The sequence below is a fragment of the Aliivibrio sp. S10_S31 genome, assembly GCF_014694495.1.
In the GTDB taxonomy this organism is placed as follows: Bacteria; Pseudomonadota; Gammaproteobacteria; order Enterobacterales; family Vibrionaceae; genus Aliivibrio; species Aliivibrio fischeri.
In genome coordinates this window covers 189,573-203,538 of the sequence record NZ_JAAUWR010000003.1, presented here as the reverse complement: position 1 = coordinate 203,538, position 13,966 = coordinate 189,573, and the positions used below count along the sequence as shown (strand labels likewise).

Annotated in this window: 12 protein-coding genes and 1 tRNA gene; 10 read left to right on the top strand and 3 right to left on the bottom strand. The window is 38.2% G+C overall.

Annotated features, from left to right (window positions below):
- Positions 1–12: 12 nt before the first annotated feature.
- Positions 13–1,029 (bottom strand): tRNA (adenosine(37)-N6)-threonylcarbamoyltransferase complex transferase subunit TsaD, encoded by a 1,017-nt coding sequence (gene tsaD, locus HC728_RS03885; protein WP_005421023.1) that lies wholly within the window; start codon positions 1,027–1,029, stop codon positions 13–15.
- A gap of 227 nt (positions 1,030–1,256) precedes the next feature.
- On the opposite strand from tsaD, the gene rpsU reads away from it, so the two are divergent.
- The 5 genes from rpsU to HC728_RS03860 all read left to right on the top strand — a co-directional run bounded on the left by rpsU (position 1,257) and on the right by HC728_RS03860 (position 5,953).
- Positions 1,257–1,472 (top strand): 30S ribosomal protein S21, encoded by a 216-nt coding sequence (rpsU, locus tag HC728_RS03880; RefSeq protein ID WP_005421025.1) that lies wholly within the window; start codon positions 1,257–1,259, stop codon positions 1,470–1,472.
- 29 nt (positions 1,473–1,501) lie between these two features.
- Entirely contained in the window at positions 1,502–1,945 is a 444-nt protein-coding gene (locus HC728_RS03875; RefSeq protein ID WP_005421026.1) for a GatB/YqeY domain-containing protein, read from the top strand.
- Between the two features lie 74 nt (positions 1,946–2,019).
- Positions 2,020–3,783: a DNA primase gene (gene dnaG / locus HC728_RS03870; protein ID WP_065597663.1), complete on the top strand. Its 1,764-nt coding sequence runs from the start codon at positions 2,020–2,022 to the stop codon at positions 3,781–3,783.
- A gap of 51 nt (positions 3,784–3,834) precedes the next feature.
- Positions 3,835–5,724 carry an RNA polymerase sigma factor RpoD gene (gene rpoD, locus HC728_RS03865; RefSeq protein ID WP_367142055.1) on the top strand — a complete coding sequence of 630 codons (1,890 nt, stop codon included), beginning with the start codon at positions 3,835–3,837 and terminating at the stop codon, positions 5,722–5,724.
- A gap of 153 nt (positions 5,725–5,877) precedes the next feature.
- Positions 5,878–5,953: transfer RNA gene (locus HC728_RS03860), tRNA-Ile, on the top strand.
- A gap of 48 nt (positions 5,954–6,001) precedes the next feature.
- Here the strand turns inward: HC728_RS03860 and HC728_RS03855 are convergent.
- On the bottom strand, positions 6,002–6,151 hold the full coding sequence (locus HC728_RS03855; protein ID WP_005421029.1) for a hypothetical protein: 150 nt from the start codon (positions 6,149–6,151) through the stop codon (positions 6,002–6,004).
- Positions 6,152–6,335: 184 nt separating this feature from the next.
- On the opposite strand from HC728_RS03855, the gene HC728_RS03850 reads away from it, so the two are divergent.
- The 5 genes from HC728_RS03850 (at position 6,336) to HC728_RS03830 (ending at position 11,730) form a co-directional block, all read left to right on the top strand.
- The gene (locus tag HC728_RS03850; RefSeq protein WP_065597664.1) at positions 6,336–6,956 is read left to right on the top strand and encodes an outer membrane beta-barrel protein; all 621 of its coding nucleotides are present in this window, start codon (positions 6,336–6,338) and stop codon (positions 6,954–6,956) included.
- 144 nt (positions 6,957–7,100) lie between these two features.
- Positions 7,101–8,645, top strand: a complete 1,545-nt coding sequence (locus HC728_RS03845; protein WP_017020006.1) for a long-chain fatty acid--CoA ligase — start codon at positions 7,101–7,103, stop codon at positions 8,643–8,645.
- 82 nt (positions 8,646–8,727) lie between these two features.
- Positions 8,728–9,129 (top strand): hypothetical protein, encoded by a 402-nt coding sequence (locus HC728_RS03840; protein ID WP_011262672.1) that lies wholly within the window; start codon positions 8,728–8,730, stop codon positions 9,127–9,129.
- 385 nt (positions 9,130–9,514) lie between these two features.
- The gene (pykF, locus tag HC728_RS03835; RefSeq protein ID WP_005421033.1) at positions 9,515–10,927 is read left to right on the top strand and encodes a pyruvate kinase PykF; all 1,413 of its coding nucleotides are present in this window, start codon (positions 9,515–9,517) and stop codon (positions 10,925–10,927) included.
- Between the two features lie 140 nt (positions 10,928–11,067).
- On the top strand, positions 11,068–11,730 hold the full coding sequence (locus tag HC728_RS03830) for a GntR family transcriptional regulator (protein WP_190395130.1): 663 nt from the start codon (positions 11,068–11,070) through the stop codon (positions 11,728–11,730).
- A 311-nt stretch (positions 11,731–12,041) separates the two neighbouring features.
- Here HC728_RS03830 and HC728_RS03825 read toward each other — a convergent pair whose 3' ends face one another.
- On the bottom strand, positions 12,042–13,937 hold the full coding sequence (locus tag HC728_RS03825) for a diguanylate cyclase (protein ID WP_017020004.1): 1,896 nt from the start codon (positions 13,935–13,937) through the stop codon (positions 12,042–12,044).
- Between the last annotated feature and the right edge of the window lie 29 nt (positions 13,938–13,966).

Sequence of the window (13,966 nt, the reverse complement as noted above, 5' to 3'; positions counted from 1 at the left end):
ACGGATCACTTTTTATTTAATTGGCGCTAACTGATCGATTGGCCAACGAGGTTTAGCTTGAACCGCTAAATCTGTCGTTTCGCCGTTTTTCAAACGTTGCATTCCAGCATAAGCAATCATGGCACCATTATCGGTACAAAATTCAGTTCGAGGGTAATACACCTCACCACCAATTTTCTTCATCATCACTTCAAGTTCTTGACGTAAATATTTATTCGCACTTACGCCACCAGCCATCACTAAACGTTTCATTCCTGTTTGCTTTAAAGCTCGGCGACATTTAATCGCTAATGTATCAACTACCGCTTCTTGGAAAGCAAAAGCGATATCAGCTCGTGTTTGCAGATCATCTTCATTGCCACGAATCGTATTTGCAGCAAATGTTTTCAAACCCGAAAAACTAAAATCCAAGCCAGGACGATCTGTCATAGGACGTGGGAATTTAAAACGCCCTTTTGTGCCACTCTCTGCTAATTTAGAAAGTAATGGGCCACCTGGGTAATCTAGTCCCATCAATTTTGCTGTTTTATCAAATGCTTCACCAGCGGCATCATCCACAGATTCACCAAGGATCTGATATTCACCAATGCCTTTTACTTCAACCATCATGGTGTGACCACCAGAAACAAGTAAAGCAACAAATGGAAATGCTGGTGGCTCATCTTCAAGCATCGGAGCAAGTAAATGCCCTTCCATATGATGAACAGGAATTGCAGGAACATCCCATGCATAAGCAATGCTTCGGCCAATGGTTGAACCTACGAGTAAAGCCCCCACTAGACCTGGGCCTGCAGTATACGCAATCCCATCGATATCATCTTTGGTTAAACCAGCGTCATTCAGTGCTGCTTTAATCAAAGGAATGGTTTTTTTAACATGATCACGAGAAGCCAATTCAGGCACTACACCGCCGTAATCAGCATGCAGTTTTACTTGGCTATACAGCTGATGAGCTAATAACCCTTTTTCATCATCATAAATCGCAACACCCGTTTCATCACACGAGGTTTCAATGCCTAAAATTCGCATATTTTTCTCAGCTACCTGTTAATTTATCGCCATATTACCTACATCCCTGAGCTACCTCAAGCAAGGAGATGCCTTAAGAAGACAAAATAAACAAAGAAATTACTCAATTCTTAATCAAGAATGCTTTACAAAGAGACTAGATCGGATTAAAATTCGGCACCAATTTGAATAATAGCTGGTTAATTATAACTACCAGCGAATTGACTAACACCTGAGGTGAAAGGCATATGCCAGTAGTTAAAGTACGTGAAAACGAACCGTTCGACGTTGCACTACGTCGTTTCAAGCGCTCTTGCGAAAAAGCAGGTATTCTTTCTGAAGTTCGCCGTCGTGAACATTACGAAAAACCTACTACAGTACGTAAACGCGCTAAAGCAGCAGCTCAAAAGCGTCACGCTAAGAAGCTGTCTCGCGAAAACGCACGTCGCGTTCGCCTGTACTAATAACTTACCTAACTATTTAGGACTAAGTTATGGCTCTAATTGAACAACTCAAAGAAGAGCAAAAGTTAGCGATGAAAGCCAAGGATAAATTACGCCTTGGCACTATTCGTTTAGCTTTATCTGAAATTAAACAGCGTGAAGTTGATGGTCAAACAACTTTGTCTGACGATGAAATCATCGCTGTATTAACTAAGATGGTTAAACAACGTCGCGATTCAGTTTCGCAGTTTACTGCTGCTGGTCGTGATGATCTTGCTGAAAAAGAAAGTGCTGAAATAACAGTACTGGAAGATTTCATGCCACAAGCATTGACCGATGAAGAAGTTGCTGAGTTATTAGACAAAGCAATTGCTGAATCAGGTGCTGCTGGTATGCAAGATATGGGCAAGGTGATGGGTGTGTTAAAACCTCAAATCCAAGGCCGCGCTGACATGGGTAAAGTAAGCCAATTAGTTAAATCTAAACTGGCTTAATAATACTCTATTTATAAAACAAGCCGTGCTATCTTTGATTGCACGGCTTGTTTGTATCTACAGGAAAAGAAAAGATGGCTGGACATATCCCTCGCAGTTTTATTGATGAGCTTTTAAATCGACACGACATTGTCGATATCATTGACGCAAGAGTAAAACTGAAAAAACAAGGGAAAAACTATGGTGCCTGCTGTCCATTCCATAATGAAAAATCCCCTTCTTTCTCTGTAAGCCAAGAAAAACAATTCTATCACTGCTTCGGTTGTGGTGTTCATGGTAACGCCATTGACTTCCTTATGGAGTTTGACCGATTAGAATTCGTTGAAGCTATCGAAGAACTTGCATCTATGCTTGGTCTTGATGTACCTCGCGAACAACGCAGTGGTTTTAATGCCCCATCATCAGGTCCAACTGCAAATTCAGAACAAAAACGCAGTTTATATGACTTAATGGGTGGCATTAGTCAGTTTTATCGCTCCCAATTAAAATCCGCAGCAAATATTCACGCAATCAACTATCTTAAAGATAGAGGTCTCTCTGGTGAGATTGTCCAAAAATTTGGTATTGGTTATATTGCTGATGAATGGGAGTTAGTTAAAAATAACTTTGGTCGCGATAAAGCATCACAAGATGCCCTTGTTAGCGGCGGGATGTTAATTGAAAGCGATAATGGACGCCGTTACGATCGTTTCCGTGGTCGAGTCATGTTCCCAATCCGAGACCGCCGTGGTCGCGTTATTGGCTTCGGTGGACGCGTAATTGGTGAAGGCACTCCCAAATATTTAAATTCACCTGAAACGCCTATTTTCCATAAAGGCAAAGAGCTTTATGGTTTATATGAAGCATTGCAAGCCTACAAAGACTTACCACAAGCCTTAGTTGTTGAAGGTTATATGGATGTAGTTGCCTTGGCTCAATATGGTGTCGACTATGCCGTTGCCTCTCTAGGAACAGCAACAACAGGCGATCATATGCAGCTTCTTTTCCGCCAAACCAGTACCGTTGTTTGTTGTTATGACGGTGACCGAGCTGGACGCGAAGCGGCATGGCGAGCGATGGAGCAAGCGCTTCCCTATTTAAATGATGGGCGCCAACTGAAATTTATGTTCTTACCTGATGGTGAAGATCCAGATACTTACATCCGTCAATATGGAAAAGAAGCATTCGAGCAAGAAGTCGCTAACGCTGAGTCACTAATCAACTTCATGTTTAGAACATTGGTTGACCAAATCGATACCAGTACACGTGAAGGGAAAGCAAAATTAACAACACTTGCAGTGCCACTAATTGATAAAGTACCAGGTGGTACATTACGCCTTTATTTACGTGAGCAACTTGGCAAAACGCTTGGAATTCTCGATGAAAGTCAATTACAGCAACTAATATCTAAACAAGGTGCTGTAGAGCCTAAACGCCTTGCGCAACCAGAAATAAAACGCACGGCTATGCGAGAAGTAATAACCTTATTATTACAAAACCCAGAATTAGCTCAATTAGTACCAGATTTAGAAAGTGTTAAAGAAATTCCACTTCCTGGATTAAGTTTATTTCTTCAGCTACTTGAAAGTTGTCGACATAATCCCCATATCACCACAGGCCTGTTATTAGAACATTGGCGCGGTGATAAAAATGAAAAACTATTATCACGCTTGGCAGCATGGGAACTTCCTATAGACCAAGACAATATACAAGATGTATTTATGGATTCACTGGACAGTGTTTTAGCCCAGTGCATCAATCAACAAATTGAAAGTTTGCAGACGAAAGAAAGAACACTTGGCTTATCAGTCGAAGAAAAAAGGGAGCTGCTAGCCTTAATGCTAGAATTAAAAGCGTAGAACCCAAATTGTCGTCATCAATGAAAAAATTTGTTATTATTAGTGGTTTGCATATCGCATACTAATTCCGTCACACAGACCAGAAGTAGGATACCGTCTATGGATCAAAATCCGCAGTCACAGCTAAAATTACTTGTAATCAAAGGCAAGGAACAAGGCTACCTGACCTACGCAGAAGTTAACGATCACCTACCAGAAGAGATTGTCGATTCTGAGCAGGTTGAAGATATTATCCAAATGATCAATGACATGGGTATCAAAGTGGTAGAAACCGCTCCTGATGCTGATGACATGTCATTAAATGATGATGATGCCGTAACTGATGAAGATGCAGCAGAAGCCGCTGCAGCAGCACTATCAAGTGTAGAAAGTGAAATTGGCCGTACAACTGACCCAGTACGTATGTACATGCGTGAAATGGGCACAGTTGAACTTCTTACTCGTGAAGGCGAAATTGACATCGCTAAACGTATTGAAGAAGGTATCAATGAAGTTCAGTGTTCTGTTGCTGAATTCCCTGGCGCTATTTCATACTTACTAGAACAGTTTGACAAAGTACAAACTGAAGAAATTCGTTTAACTGACATTATTTCAGGATTTGTTGATCCAAATGATGACGGTTCATCTGCACCAACAGCGACTCATATCGGTTCTGAATTAAGCGAAGCTGAGCTTGATGATGAAGATGACGAAGATGATGAAGGTGAAACGGAAGAAGAAGAAGATGCAGGTATTGACCCTGAACTTGCTCTAGAGAAATTCACAGAGCTTCGAACTTCTTACCACAACATGCAATTAGCATTTGAAGAATTTGGTCGTGATGATGCGAAATCACGCGAAGCGATTGGTGAATTAACGGATATTTTCCGTGAATTTAAGCTAATCCCTAAACAATTCGACTACCTAGTAAAAGAAATGCGTGATGGTATGGATCGTGTTCGTACACAAGAACGCCTAATTATGCGTATGTGTGTTGAATACGGCAAAATGCCTAAGAAATCATTCATTGCACTGTTCACAGGTAATGAATCTTCTGATGAGTGGTTCAATGAAATTATGGCTTCAGATAAGCCATATGTTGAACGCCTACAACGTTACGAAGAAGACATTCGTCGCTCTATCGCAAAACTAGATAGCATCGAAAAAGAAACAGGTTTACCTGTAGAGAACATTAAAGACATCAGTCGTCGTATGTCTATCGGTGAAGCAAAAGCTCGCCGTGCGAAAAAAGAGATGGTTGAAGCAAACTTACGTCTTGTAATCTCTATTGCTAAGAAATACACAAACCGTGGTCTTCAATTCCTAGATCTTATCCAAGAGGGTAACATTGGTCTAATGAAGGCAGTAGATAAATTTGAATACCGTCGTGGTTACAAATTCTCTACTTACGCTACATGGTGGATCCGTCAAGCTATCACTCGTTCGATTGCTGACCAAGCACGTACGATCCGTATTCCAGTACACATGATCGAAACGATCAACAAACTGAATCGTATCTCGCGTCAAATGCTACAAGAAATGGGCCGTGAACCACTACCTGAAGAACTTGCTGAACGCATGCAAATGCCAGAAGACAAGATCCGCAAGGTTCTGAAGATCGCTAAAGAGCCTATTTCAATGGAAACGCCAATCGGTGACGATGAAGATTCGCACCTAGGTGATTTCATCGAGGATAACACGCTTGAACTGCCTGTAGATTCAGCTACATCAACTAGCTTGAAGTTTGCTACAAATGACGTTCTTGCAGGTCTAACTCCTCGTGAAGCAAAAGTACTTCGTATGCGTTTTGGTATCGACATGAATACTGACCATACTCTAGAAGAAGTGGGTAAACAATTTGACGTAACACGTGAGCGTATTCGTCAAATCGAAGCAAAAGCGCTTCGTAAATTGCGTCACCCAAGTCGTTCAGAAGTATTACGTAGCTTCTTAGACGAATAATTAAACACAATTATTTGTTAATAGAATCAAAAAGGTGGGCTTAGGCTCACCTTTTTTCGATCTGAACGCATATTTTCAATCAACTGATTAAAAAGCAGTCGCCTTATGTCTAGACACTGTTTTCATCTTCCCCTATAATCGACCACCTACAAAGGCCCCTTAGCTCAGTGGTTAGAGCGCACGACTCATAATCGTTCGGTCCCCAGTTCAAGTCTGGGAGGGGCCACCAAATTAAAAAAGGCTGATAAGTATTTTTACTTATCAGCCTTTTTACTTTTTATTTTATCTTCTTTTTTTTGACGATGAATAAATAGCCCATCAAAAGTAAAAATATTGATAGTTCTATCGCTGCTCTCATTAAACCTGAAGTACATACAGCGACAATAATTAATATAGTGACAATCGCCAATAATCCTTTTTTATTCATATACTCCATCCTAGAAATAACTCAAAGACTATTATTCAAGATCCTTTCAATAATGAAAAATAGCTAATCGCACTATCAAAGAACCAATTGCACTATCAATAGATCACAAAAAAGCATTAATAATTTGGATATCAAATAAAGCTACCTATACTGATCGATAATTACTTTGATTATGGAGCTATCAATGAAACGAATATTTCTTCCCCTCCTTATCTCTACCGCCTCTTTCTACACGCTTGCTAACGATAATATGGATATATCTCAGCCCAAAATAAGCGGTTTTTATGCTGGGGTAGGTTTTGGTTCATTTGGTTACTCTGAAGAAGATTCTTGGGGCTATAGCAATAACCCTATTTCAGCAGAAGCGGATGGTAACTCAACAAAAGTCTATCTAGGATATCAATTCAATAAAATTGTCGGTATTGAAGGAACCTATACAGACTATGGAACAGCAAAGGCAAAAGTAGGCAACTATTCAATGAAACCAAGCTCTATTTCCTTAGCGGCAAACTTAGGGTATACCTTTAAAAATGGCATCAGACCCTTTGGACTCGTTGGTATGTCGAGTTTAGATTTAAATCAGAGTGAAGAGTTACTCACTGATGATAGCGGAGCCGCTTTTAAGTTTGGGTTTGGTGTTGAATACACCCCAAAAGCATTAGGTGGCGTTCAATTTAGAGCCGCTTATGAAATGGACATGTATGCCGTTGAGTACCTTGATTATCAAAGTGGTGCAGGACTAACAACAGAAACAAACCTATATGCCTTAGACTCTTTATATGTCGGTGCTTCATATAAATTTTAATGATTAAATAGAGCATAGGTATCCCACCCTTTGCTCTTATTCTTAATATAATCAATAAAATCTTTTTTTCCTCTCTGCTTTTATTTCTTTCTTGATATACACTTCCATATATTCAACATTAACTAATAACAATAAAGGTTATCTATGTACAATTTAGCCAATAATCTTGAGCGTAACGCGACTTTTCGTCCAAACAACATCGCTTTAATCTTCCAAGAGCTGAAAATTACTTACCAAGAACTAAATCAAAAAGTAAACGCGATTGCAGATCACCTAAGTCAGTTAAATATTAAACCCAATGAAAAAATAGCGCTCTCTTGCCCTAACACACCAGAATTCGTTATTGCCTATTATGCTATTCAAAAAATAGGAGCCGTTGTTGTTCCTCTAAATGTCATGCTAAAAGGCGAAGAAGTGGCCTATCACTTAAAAGATTCAGATGCCGTAGCTCTAATTTCATATCAAGGATCTGATGCGATGCCTATCGGCCAATTTGGCTACGAAGGCTATACTAAAGCTGATTTTTGTGAGCATTTTATTCTTATCGAAACCGCTCCTACATCTGAAAAGCCAGCCGAAGCACACTCTTTTCATCAATGGTTAGAAACGGGTAGAAAAACCTTCGACACCGTTTATCGCTCAGCAGAAGATAGCTGCGTGATCCTATACACATCAGGTACAACTGGAGCTGCGAAAGGAGCAGAGCTTAGCCAAAGTAATATGCTATGTAATGCACAAGCTTGCCAAGCACTAACCAATCAAAAAGGCACTGATGTCAGCATCGCTATACTTCCTCTGTTTCACACCTTTGGTCAATCTCTAATAATGAACACCTCTATCCTTGCTGGTAGTGCTTTAGTTTTGATTTCTCGCTTTGTACCAAAAACAGTGGTTCAGCAAATACATGAGCATAAAGTAACGCACTTAGCAGGTGTTCCAACTATGTTTATTGGCTTATTAGCCTATGCTGAAAAACATCCTGGCGCTTACCTTAAAGAAATTGCACAAACATTGAAAGTTGCGATCTCCGGTGGTGCGTCTATGCCTGTTGAGGTATTAAAACAATTTGAAGAGAAGCTACAAGTTCCTGTTATCGAAGGTTATGGTTTATCTGAATCTTCACCAGTAGCCGCATTTAACCACTTAGAATTTGAACGTAAACCAGGCAGTATTGGTCAACCATTACCTGGCGTAACCATGAAAGTGGTAGATAAAAATGGACACGAAGTTCCGACAGGTCAAGAAGGTGAACTCGTTATTCGTGGTCATAACGTAATGAAAGGTTATTACAAGAAACCACAAGAAACAGCAAAAACAATCGTCAATGGTTGGCTTCATACCGGTGATATTGTTCGCTTTGATGATGAAGGATATATCTACGTTGTTGACCGTTTAAAAGAGTTAATCATTAGCGGTGGTTACAATATTTATCCAAGAGAAGTAGAAGAAGTATACATGAGTCACCCTTCTGTACATCTTGTGGCTGTCATTGGCGTTGAACACTCTCGTTTTGGTGAAGAAGTGAAAGCTTTTGTCATTCTAAAAGAGGGGCACTCTATTTCAGAAAAAGAATTAATCAAATGGAGTCGTCAACATTTAGCGGATTATAAATGCCCTAAACATCTTGATATTGTTGAAGCTTTACCTATGACAGCAACAGGTAAAATTCTAAAAAGAATGCTGAAATAATCGCTACTACTTAGCAAGTATATTCCCATAATAAAAATAAGGTATATACTTGCTACATTCATTTCATTACTGGACAAATATTATGTCAAAGAAAACAGATAATGGTATTTGGTTTGCTTATATTGCAAGCCTACTAACTCCAATCACTCTTATGGTTTCAGGTATTATTGCAATTATTTATGCGGGCTACCAAATGAATAAAGGCACTAATGATGAAGTCATCGATAGTCATTACTACGCGATCATTAAAAGCTTTTTCCTTTTTCTTACATTTTTCGTTGTTTTAGCAGTAACGGCTGCAACAATGAGTGGTATGGCTGCGGGTCTTGATTACTGGGTAGATAGCTCTATCCTTGATAAAGTTTATGCTGCAATCCCAGTTGTTGGTGCAGTAATCTCAGTTCTTGCTATTGGTACTTGGTTCGTTAAATTAGCGAAAGGTATGCAAAAACTTAAAGCATATCAACCAATTGAAAATCAATAATATAAAGGCACTTAATGTGCCTTTTTTATTTCGAATCATAAAATAAATATTTGACGAAGATCATACTAACTAGAAAGTGATCTTCACGGGTTTTACTGTTAGAATTTGCGTCAAAATAGATAGAAACTTACGAAAAAGACATGTTCGAAATTATGTCGAGTAATGTAAATTTGTTTTTAATATTGTGATTAAAGTACAAATTGTTTACCTGAATCAATAATCCATTACTCTTTTCGAGCTAAAATACAGGTAATTACTGAATTTCAATGCTTAGCTATCGTGTTATTTGAAGATAAAATTGTTGTAATTTTTCAACACTTCAAACATTAGCTGGGCATTACTGCGTTTATCATTTTAAATATACTCATCTGGAGAGATTTCTCACATGAAAAAGACCAAAATCGTTTGTACGATCGGCCCAAAAACTGAATCAGTTGAAAAACTAACTGAACTAGCAAATGCTGGTATGAACGTTATGCGCCTAAACTTCTCACACGGCGACTTCGCAGAACACGGCCAACGTATTGATAACGTACGTCAAGTAATGAAAAACACTGGCAAACAACTTGCTATTCTTCTTGATACTAAAGGTCCTGAAATCCGCACAATCAAACTAGAAAATGGCGACGATGTTGCTCTAGTTGCAGGTCAAGATTTCACATTCACAACAGATACTTCAGTTGTTGGTAACAAAGACGTTGTTGCTGTAACTTACCCAGGTTTCGCAAACGACCTTGAAGTTGGTAACACTATCCTTGTTGATGATGGTCTAATCGAAATGGAAGTTGTTGCGACAACTGAAACTGAAGTTAAGTGTAAAGTTCTTAACAACGGTGACCTAGGCGAAAACAAAGGTGTTAACCTTCCTGGCGTTTCTGTTCAACTTCCTGCTCTATCTGAAAAAGATAAAGCTGACCTTAAATTTGGTTGTGAGCAAGGCGTTGATTTCGTTGCTGCTTCTTTCATCCGTAAAGAAGAAGACGTTAAAGAAATCCGTGAACTACTTGTTGCTAACGGCGGCGAGAACATTCAAATCATCTCTAAGATTGAAAACCAAGAAGGTGTTGATAACTTCGATTCAATCCTAGAAGCTTCTGACGGTATCATGGTTGCTCGTGGTGACCTTGGTGTTGAAATCCCAGTTGAAGAAGTAATCTTCGCTCAGAAGATGATGATCGAGAAATGTAACCGCGCACGTAAAGTTGTAATCACTGCAACTCAAATGCTTGATTCTATGATCAAAAACCCACGTCCAACTCGTGCTGAAGCGGGTGACGTTGCGAACGCAATCATGGATGGTACTGATGCTGTAATGCTTTCAGGTGAATCTGCTAAAGGTAAATACCCAGTAGAAGCTGTAACTATCATGGCTCAAATCTGTGCTCGTACTGATGCAGCTCTTAAAGCAGAACTAGGCTCTCGTCTAGATAGCCCACGTCTACGTATCACTGAAGCGGTATGTAAAGGTGCAGTAGATACAGCTGAGAAACTAAACGCTCCTGTTATCGTTGTTGCAACTGAAGCTGGTAAATCAGCTCGTTCAATCCGTAAATACTTCCCAACAGCTAAAATCATCGCTGTAACTACTAATACTAAGACTGCTGCACAACTATGTCTTTCTAAAGGTATTACTCCAATGATCGTTGATTCAATCGATAGCACTGACGCATTCTACCTACGTGGTAAAGAGTTAGCTCTTGAATCAGGTATTGGCGCTAAAGGCGATATCGTTGTTATGGTTTCTGGTGCTCTAGTTCCATCTGGTACTACAAACACAGCTTCTGTACACGTTCTATAATTCATTGAATTAATAAACGAATACAACTAGTTAATAAAAAGAGGGCTTTCGCCCTCTTTTTTTATGAAATTTTCTTGCCCAAAACAAACAATACGCTATACTATCGAGCAATATTAACCGCACACCAAATTGTATATAAGATGTCTAGCTTAACTCTCACAGATAAAGTTTCAAAAATGATCTACAAAGATATTCTCTCAGGGAAATTAAAACCTGGTCAGAAGTTGGTCGTTGCTGAACTAAAAGAACGTTATAACGTAGGAGCATCTCCTATTCGTGAAGCTCTAGTTCAATTATCTTGGAATAAATACGTCAAACTTGAACCTCAAAAAGGATGTTGGGTTGCTTCAATTTCACTTGATGAACTTAAAGAACTGTTTGAGAGTTTGCGAACTATCAGCCAAGTTTTATTAGCTAAAGCTATCGCTAATGGGAATGAAAATTGGGAATTAAATGTATTAACCAGTTTCCATAAACTAAGTAAGATTGAATTAAAAGATGCGGAGTTAGAAAAGTTAAGAGAATGGGAAGATCGATATACTCACTTCCACAACGCACTACTAGAGGGTGCTAAATCTCCTATCATGTATCAATTCTACCAAGATATATCGAATCAAATCACACGTTACCGACATCTAAATAATAATCCTCAAGTAATTAGTGAAACTTATGCTCAATACTTAGAAGAGCATGAAACCATGATGAAATTCACTTTATCACGCGACTCAGAGCAAGCAACAAAGCATTTAAATAACCATTATTCAAAAGCTATTAATCTTATATCGGGTTACTTTTCTGCTTAAAAACAAAAAAGCCAGACATCATGATGTCTGGCTTTTACCAAAACATTTACCACCCAAAAAACTCTTTATTATGGGTACTGATCAACAATACCATTAATAAAAAATAAATTGCGCTTAGTTTGAAACCTAAAATAGCTAAACTACCAACTGTGAGCCTTACTAAAAAATCAGTAAACATATTAACCTCACTTCATTCTCAGTCCTCTTCCATCACTCTATTAGAGTCATGCTTTCCCATTAGACTTATGTATCGGTAATCATAAGTATAGACAAGGTTAGACTTTAGTCTAATAGGTCTTTTATTTCATCGGTTATGCTAAATCTTCCAAACTAGAACAAATCGACACTTGATTTCGCCCATTAGTTTTTGATTCATATAACGCGAGATCCGCACACTTATAAGCGTCTTTTTTTGAACGACCTAAATCAGTTAGGCCACCACTTATTGTTACGTGATATTCCTCTAATTGAGAAACAGCTACTCGCAATCTATTTATCACCATTTCAGCGTCTATCAACGTGGTATGAGGCATTATAATGGCAAACTCTTCCCCACCTATCCTAGCCACAAAATCCGTTTCTCGACTCCCATTATTTAAGATATCAGAAACTAAACGTATAACTTGATCACCAACGTCATGCCCTTTTGTATCATTAATTCGTTTAAATAGATCAATATCTAATATGGCAAGACAGCACTGATGCACTGGGTAATAACGCTGAGTTAATAAAGTCTGATTCTCTAATTCAAATTCAAATTTTCTACGATTCCAACAGCCAGAAAGAACGTCTTTTTCGCTTAAATAGCGCAATTCTTTTTCTAGCTCTTTACGCTTAGTAATATCAATATAGGAAATAATATAATACTGAGTCGCTTTTCTTTTACTTTTCACAGATTGAATACGAACCAGTAGGCTTAGCTTTCTCTTATTTTTACTCAGTACATCGAGCTCCCCCTGCCAAGCACCAAGCTCTTCAACTTGCTTCCATGTATTTAGACGTTTATCAATATTTTCACTCTCAGATAGCAATACATCGAAAGTATTTTTTCCTATGACTTCACTTGCAGAGAAACCACTAATTGAAGTAAATGCAGGATTCACCTTTAAAATTCGTCTATGTTTATCAGTGATAACAACAGCAGACATACCTTCTAATGCAGATTTGGCTAACTGACTTTCTAAATTAGAGTTATCCCAAAAACTAAGTAGAATCCCAAAAGGAATAACGATAAGGCTTAATAATAGAAAAATGATTGCCGCTTCTTCCATTATTTCAACACGAATTAATTCAAATAAAACATTCACTTCATAAGTGGGGTAATAGAGTAAAAAATACATTTTTTTATTTGGAATTTCTTTTTCCATATCAAAACGATAAAAAGAATAAATACCATCATCAAGTGATAAGCTTCCTTCTTTTTGTTTCGACATTACACTCCATAATGCAGGCTTTTGAATTTTTAGTGTTTTACCCACTCGTTCACTAACAAGATGCCCAAGCATGTTTTGATTATCATCAGATAAAAGATAATAACCATCTTGATTGATCATGGCAGGAGAAATACTCAATGTAGGAGAGAATTTTACTACGTTGATAATGATGGATGCATTCAGCTCTGCAAGAATATATCCCTTTCTCTTCCCTGATATATCAATAGGAATAGCAACTTGCATTAGCGGCTCATAAACTCCAGAAACAGCCAATGCTTCATTTAATCTTACGCCTTCAGAGAAAGCCTGCCCTTTAGGTAATGGAGTTAACTTATCAAGCAAAGAATGATTAACAGAAAGAGAAGTGGGGTGTTGTTTCACTGCTTGCTTATTATCATTTGAATAAACGATAGAAAGTAAATAGTTTCCTTCATCATCAATGAGTTCTAATCGAGAAAAAAACTTTTCCAGTGCCACCAATTTCAACCATGATGATTCGACAGTATTTGTTACTCTTTCTGAAGGATGTATAAAATAATCATATAAAGGTCGACTGTCAGCAAGAAGCTCTAATGTATTAGATATCCGGATCGATAACTCATTAAATTCATTATGTGTATAAGCTAATTGACGTGTTGATTCATTCTGAATTTGTTCAACCGCAATCAATTTCTTTTTTTGATAATCACTATATAAGTATAAAAAAATAAATAAGGAAAAGATCATATATACAGCAGCTGAATAGGTTGCAACTTTCGTTTTTTTATAATGCATACTTTACCTTATGATTTGATGATTAACCT

Bases quoted from the DNA above. Each gene is read 5' to 3' on its own strand.
- HC728_RS03830 (WP_190395130.1), top strand. From the start codon at position 11,068: ATGTCTAGCTTAACTCTCACAGATAAAGTTTCAAAAATGATCTACAAA.
- dnaG (WP_065597663.1), top strand. From the start codon at position 2,020: ATGGCTGGACATATCCCTCGCAGTTTTATTGATGAGCTTTTAAATCGA.
- HC728_RS03850 (WP_065597664.1), top strand. From the start codon at position 6,336: ATGAAACGAATATTTCTTCCCCTCCTTATCTCTACCGCCTCTTTCTAC.
- HC728_RS03825 (WP_017020004.1), bottom strand. From the start codon at position 13,937: ATGCATTATAAAAAAACGAAAGTTGCAACCTATTCAGCTGCTGTATAT.
- HC728_RS03840 (WP_011262672.1), top strand. From the start codon at position 8,728: ATGTCAAAGAAAACAGATAATGGTATTTGGTTTGCTTATATTGCAAGC.
- rpsU (WP_005421025.1), top strand. From the start codon at position 1,257: ATGCCAGTAGTTAAAGTACGTGAAAACGAACCGTTCGACGTTGCACTA.
- HC728_RS03855 (WP_005421029.1), bottom strand. From the start codon at position 6,151: ATGAATAAAAAAGGATTATTGGCGATTGTCACTATATTAATTATTGTC.
- pykF (WP_005421033.1), top strand. From the start codon at position 9,515: ATGAAAAAGACCAAAATCGTTTGTACGATCGGCCCAAAAACTGAATCA.
- HC728_RS03875 (WP_005421026.1), top strand. From the start codon at position 1,502: ATGGCTCTAATTGAACAACTCAAAGAAGAGCAAAAGTTAGCGATGAAA.
- HC728_RS03845 (WP_017020006.1), top strand. From the start codon at position 7,101: ATGTACAATTTAGCCAATAATCTTGAGCGTAACGCGACTTTTCGTCCA.
- tsaD (WP_005421023.1), bottom strand. From the start codon at position 1,029: ATGCGAATTTTAGGCATTGAAACCTCGTGTGATGAAACGGGTGTTGCG.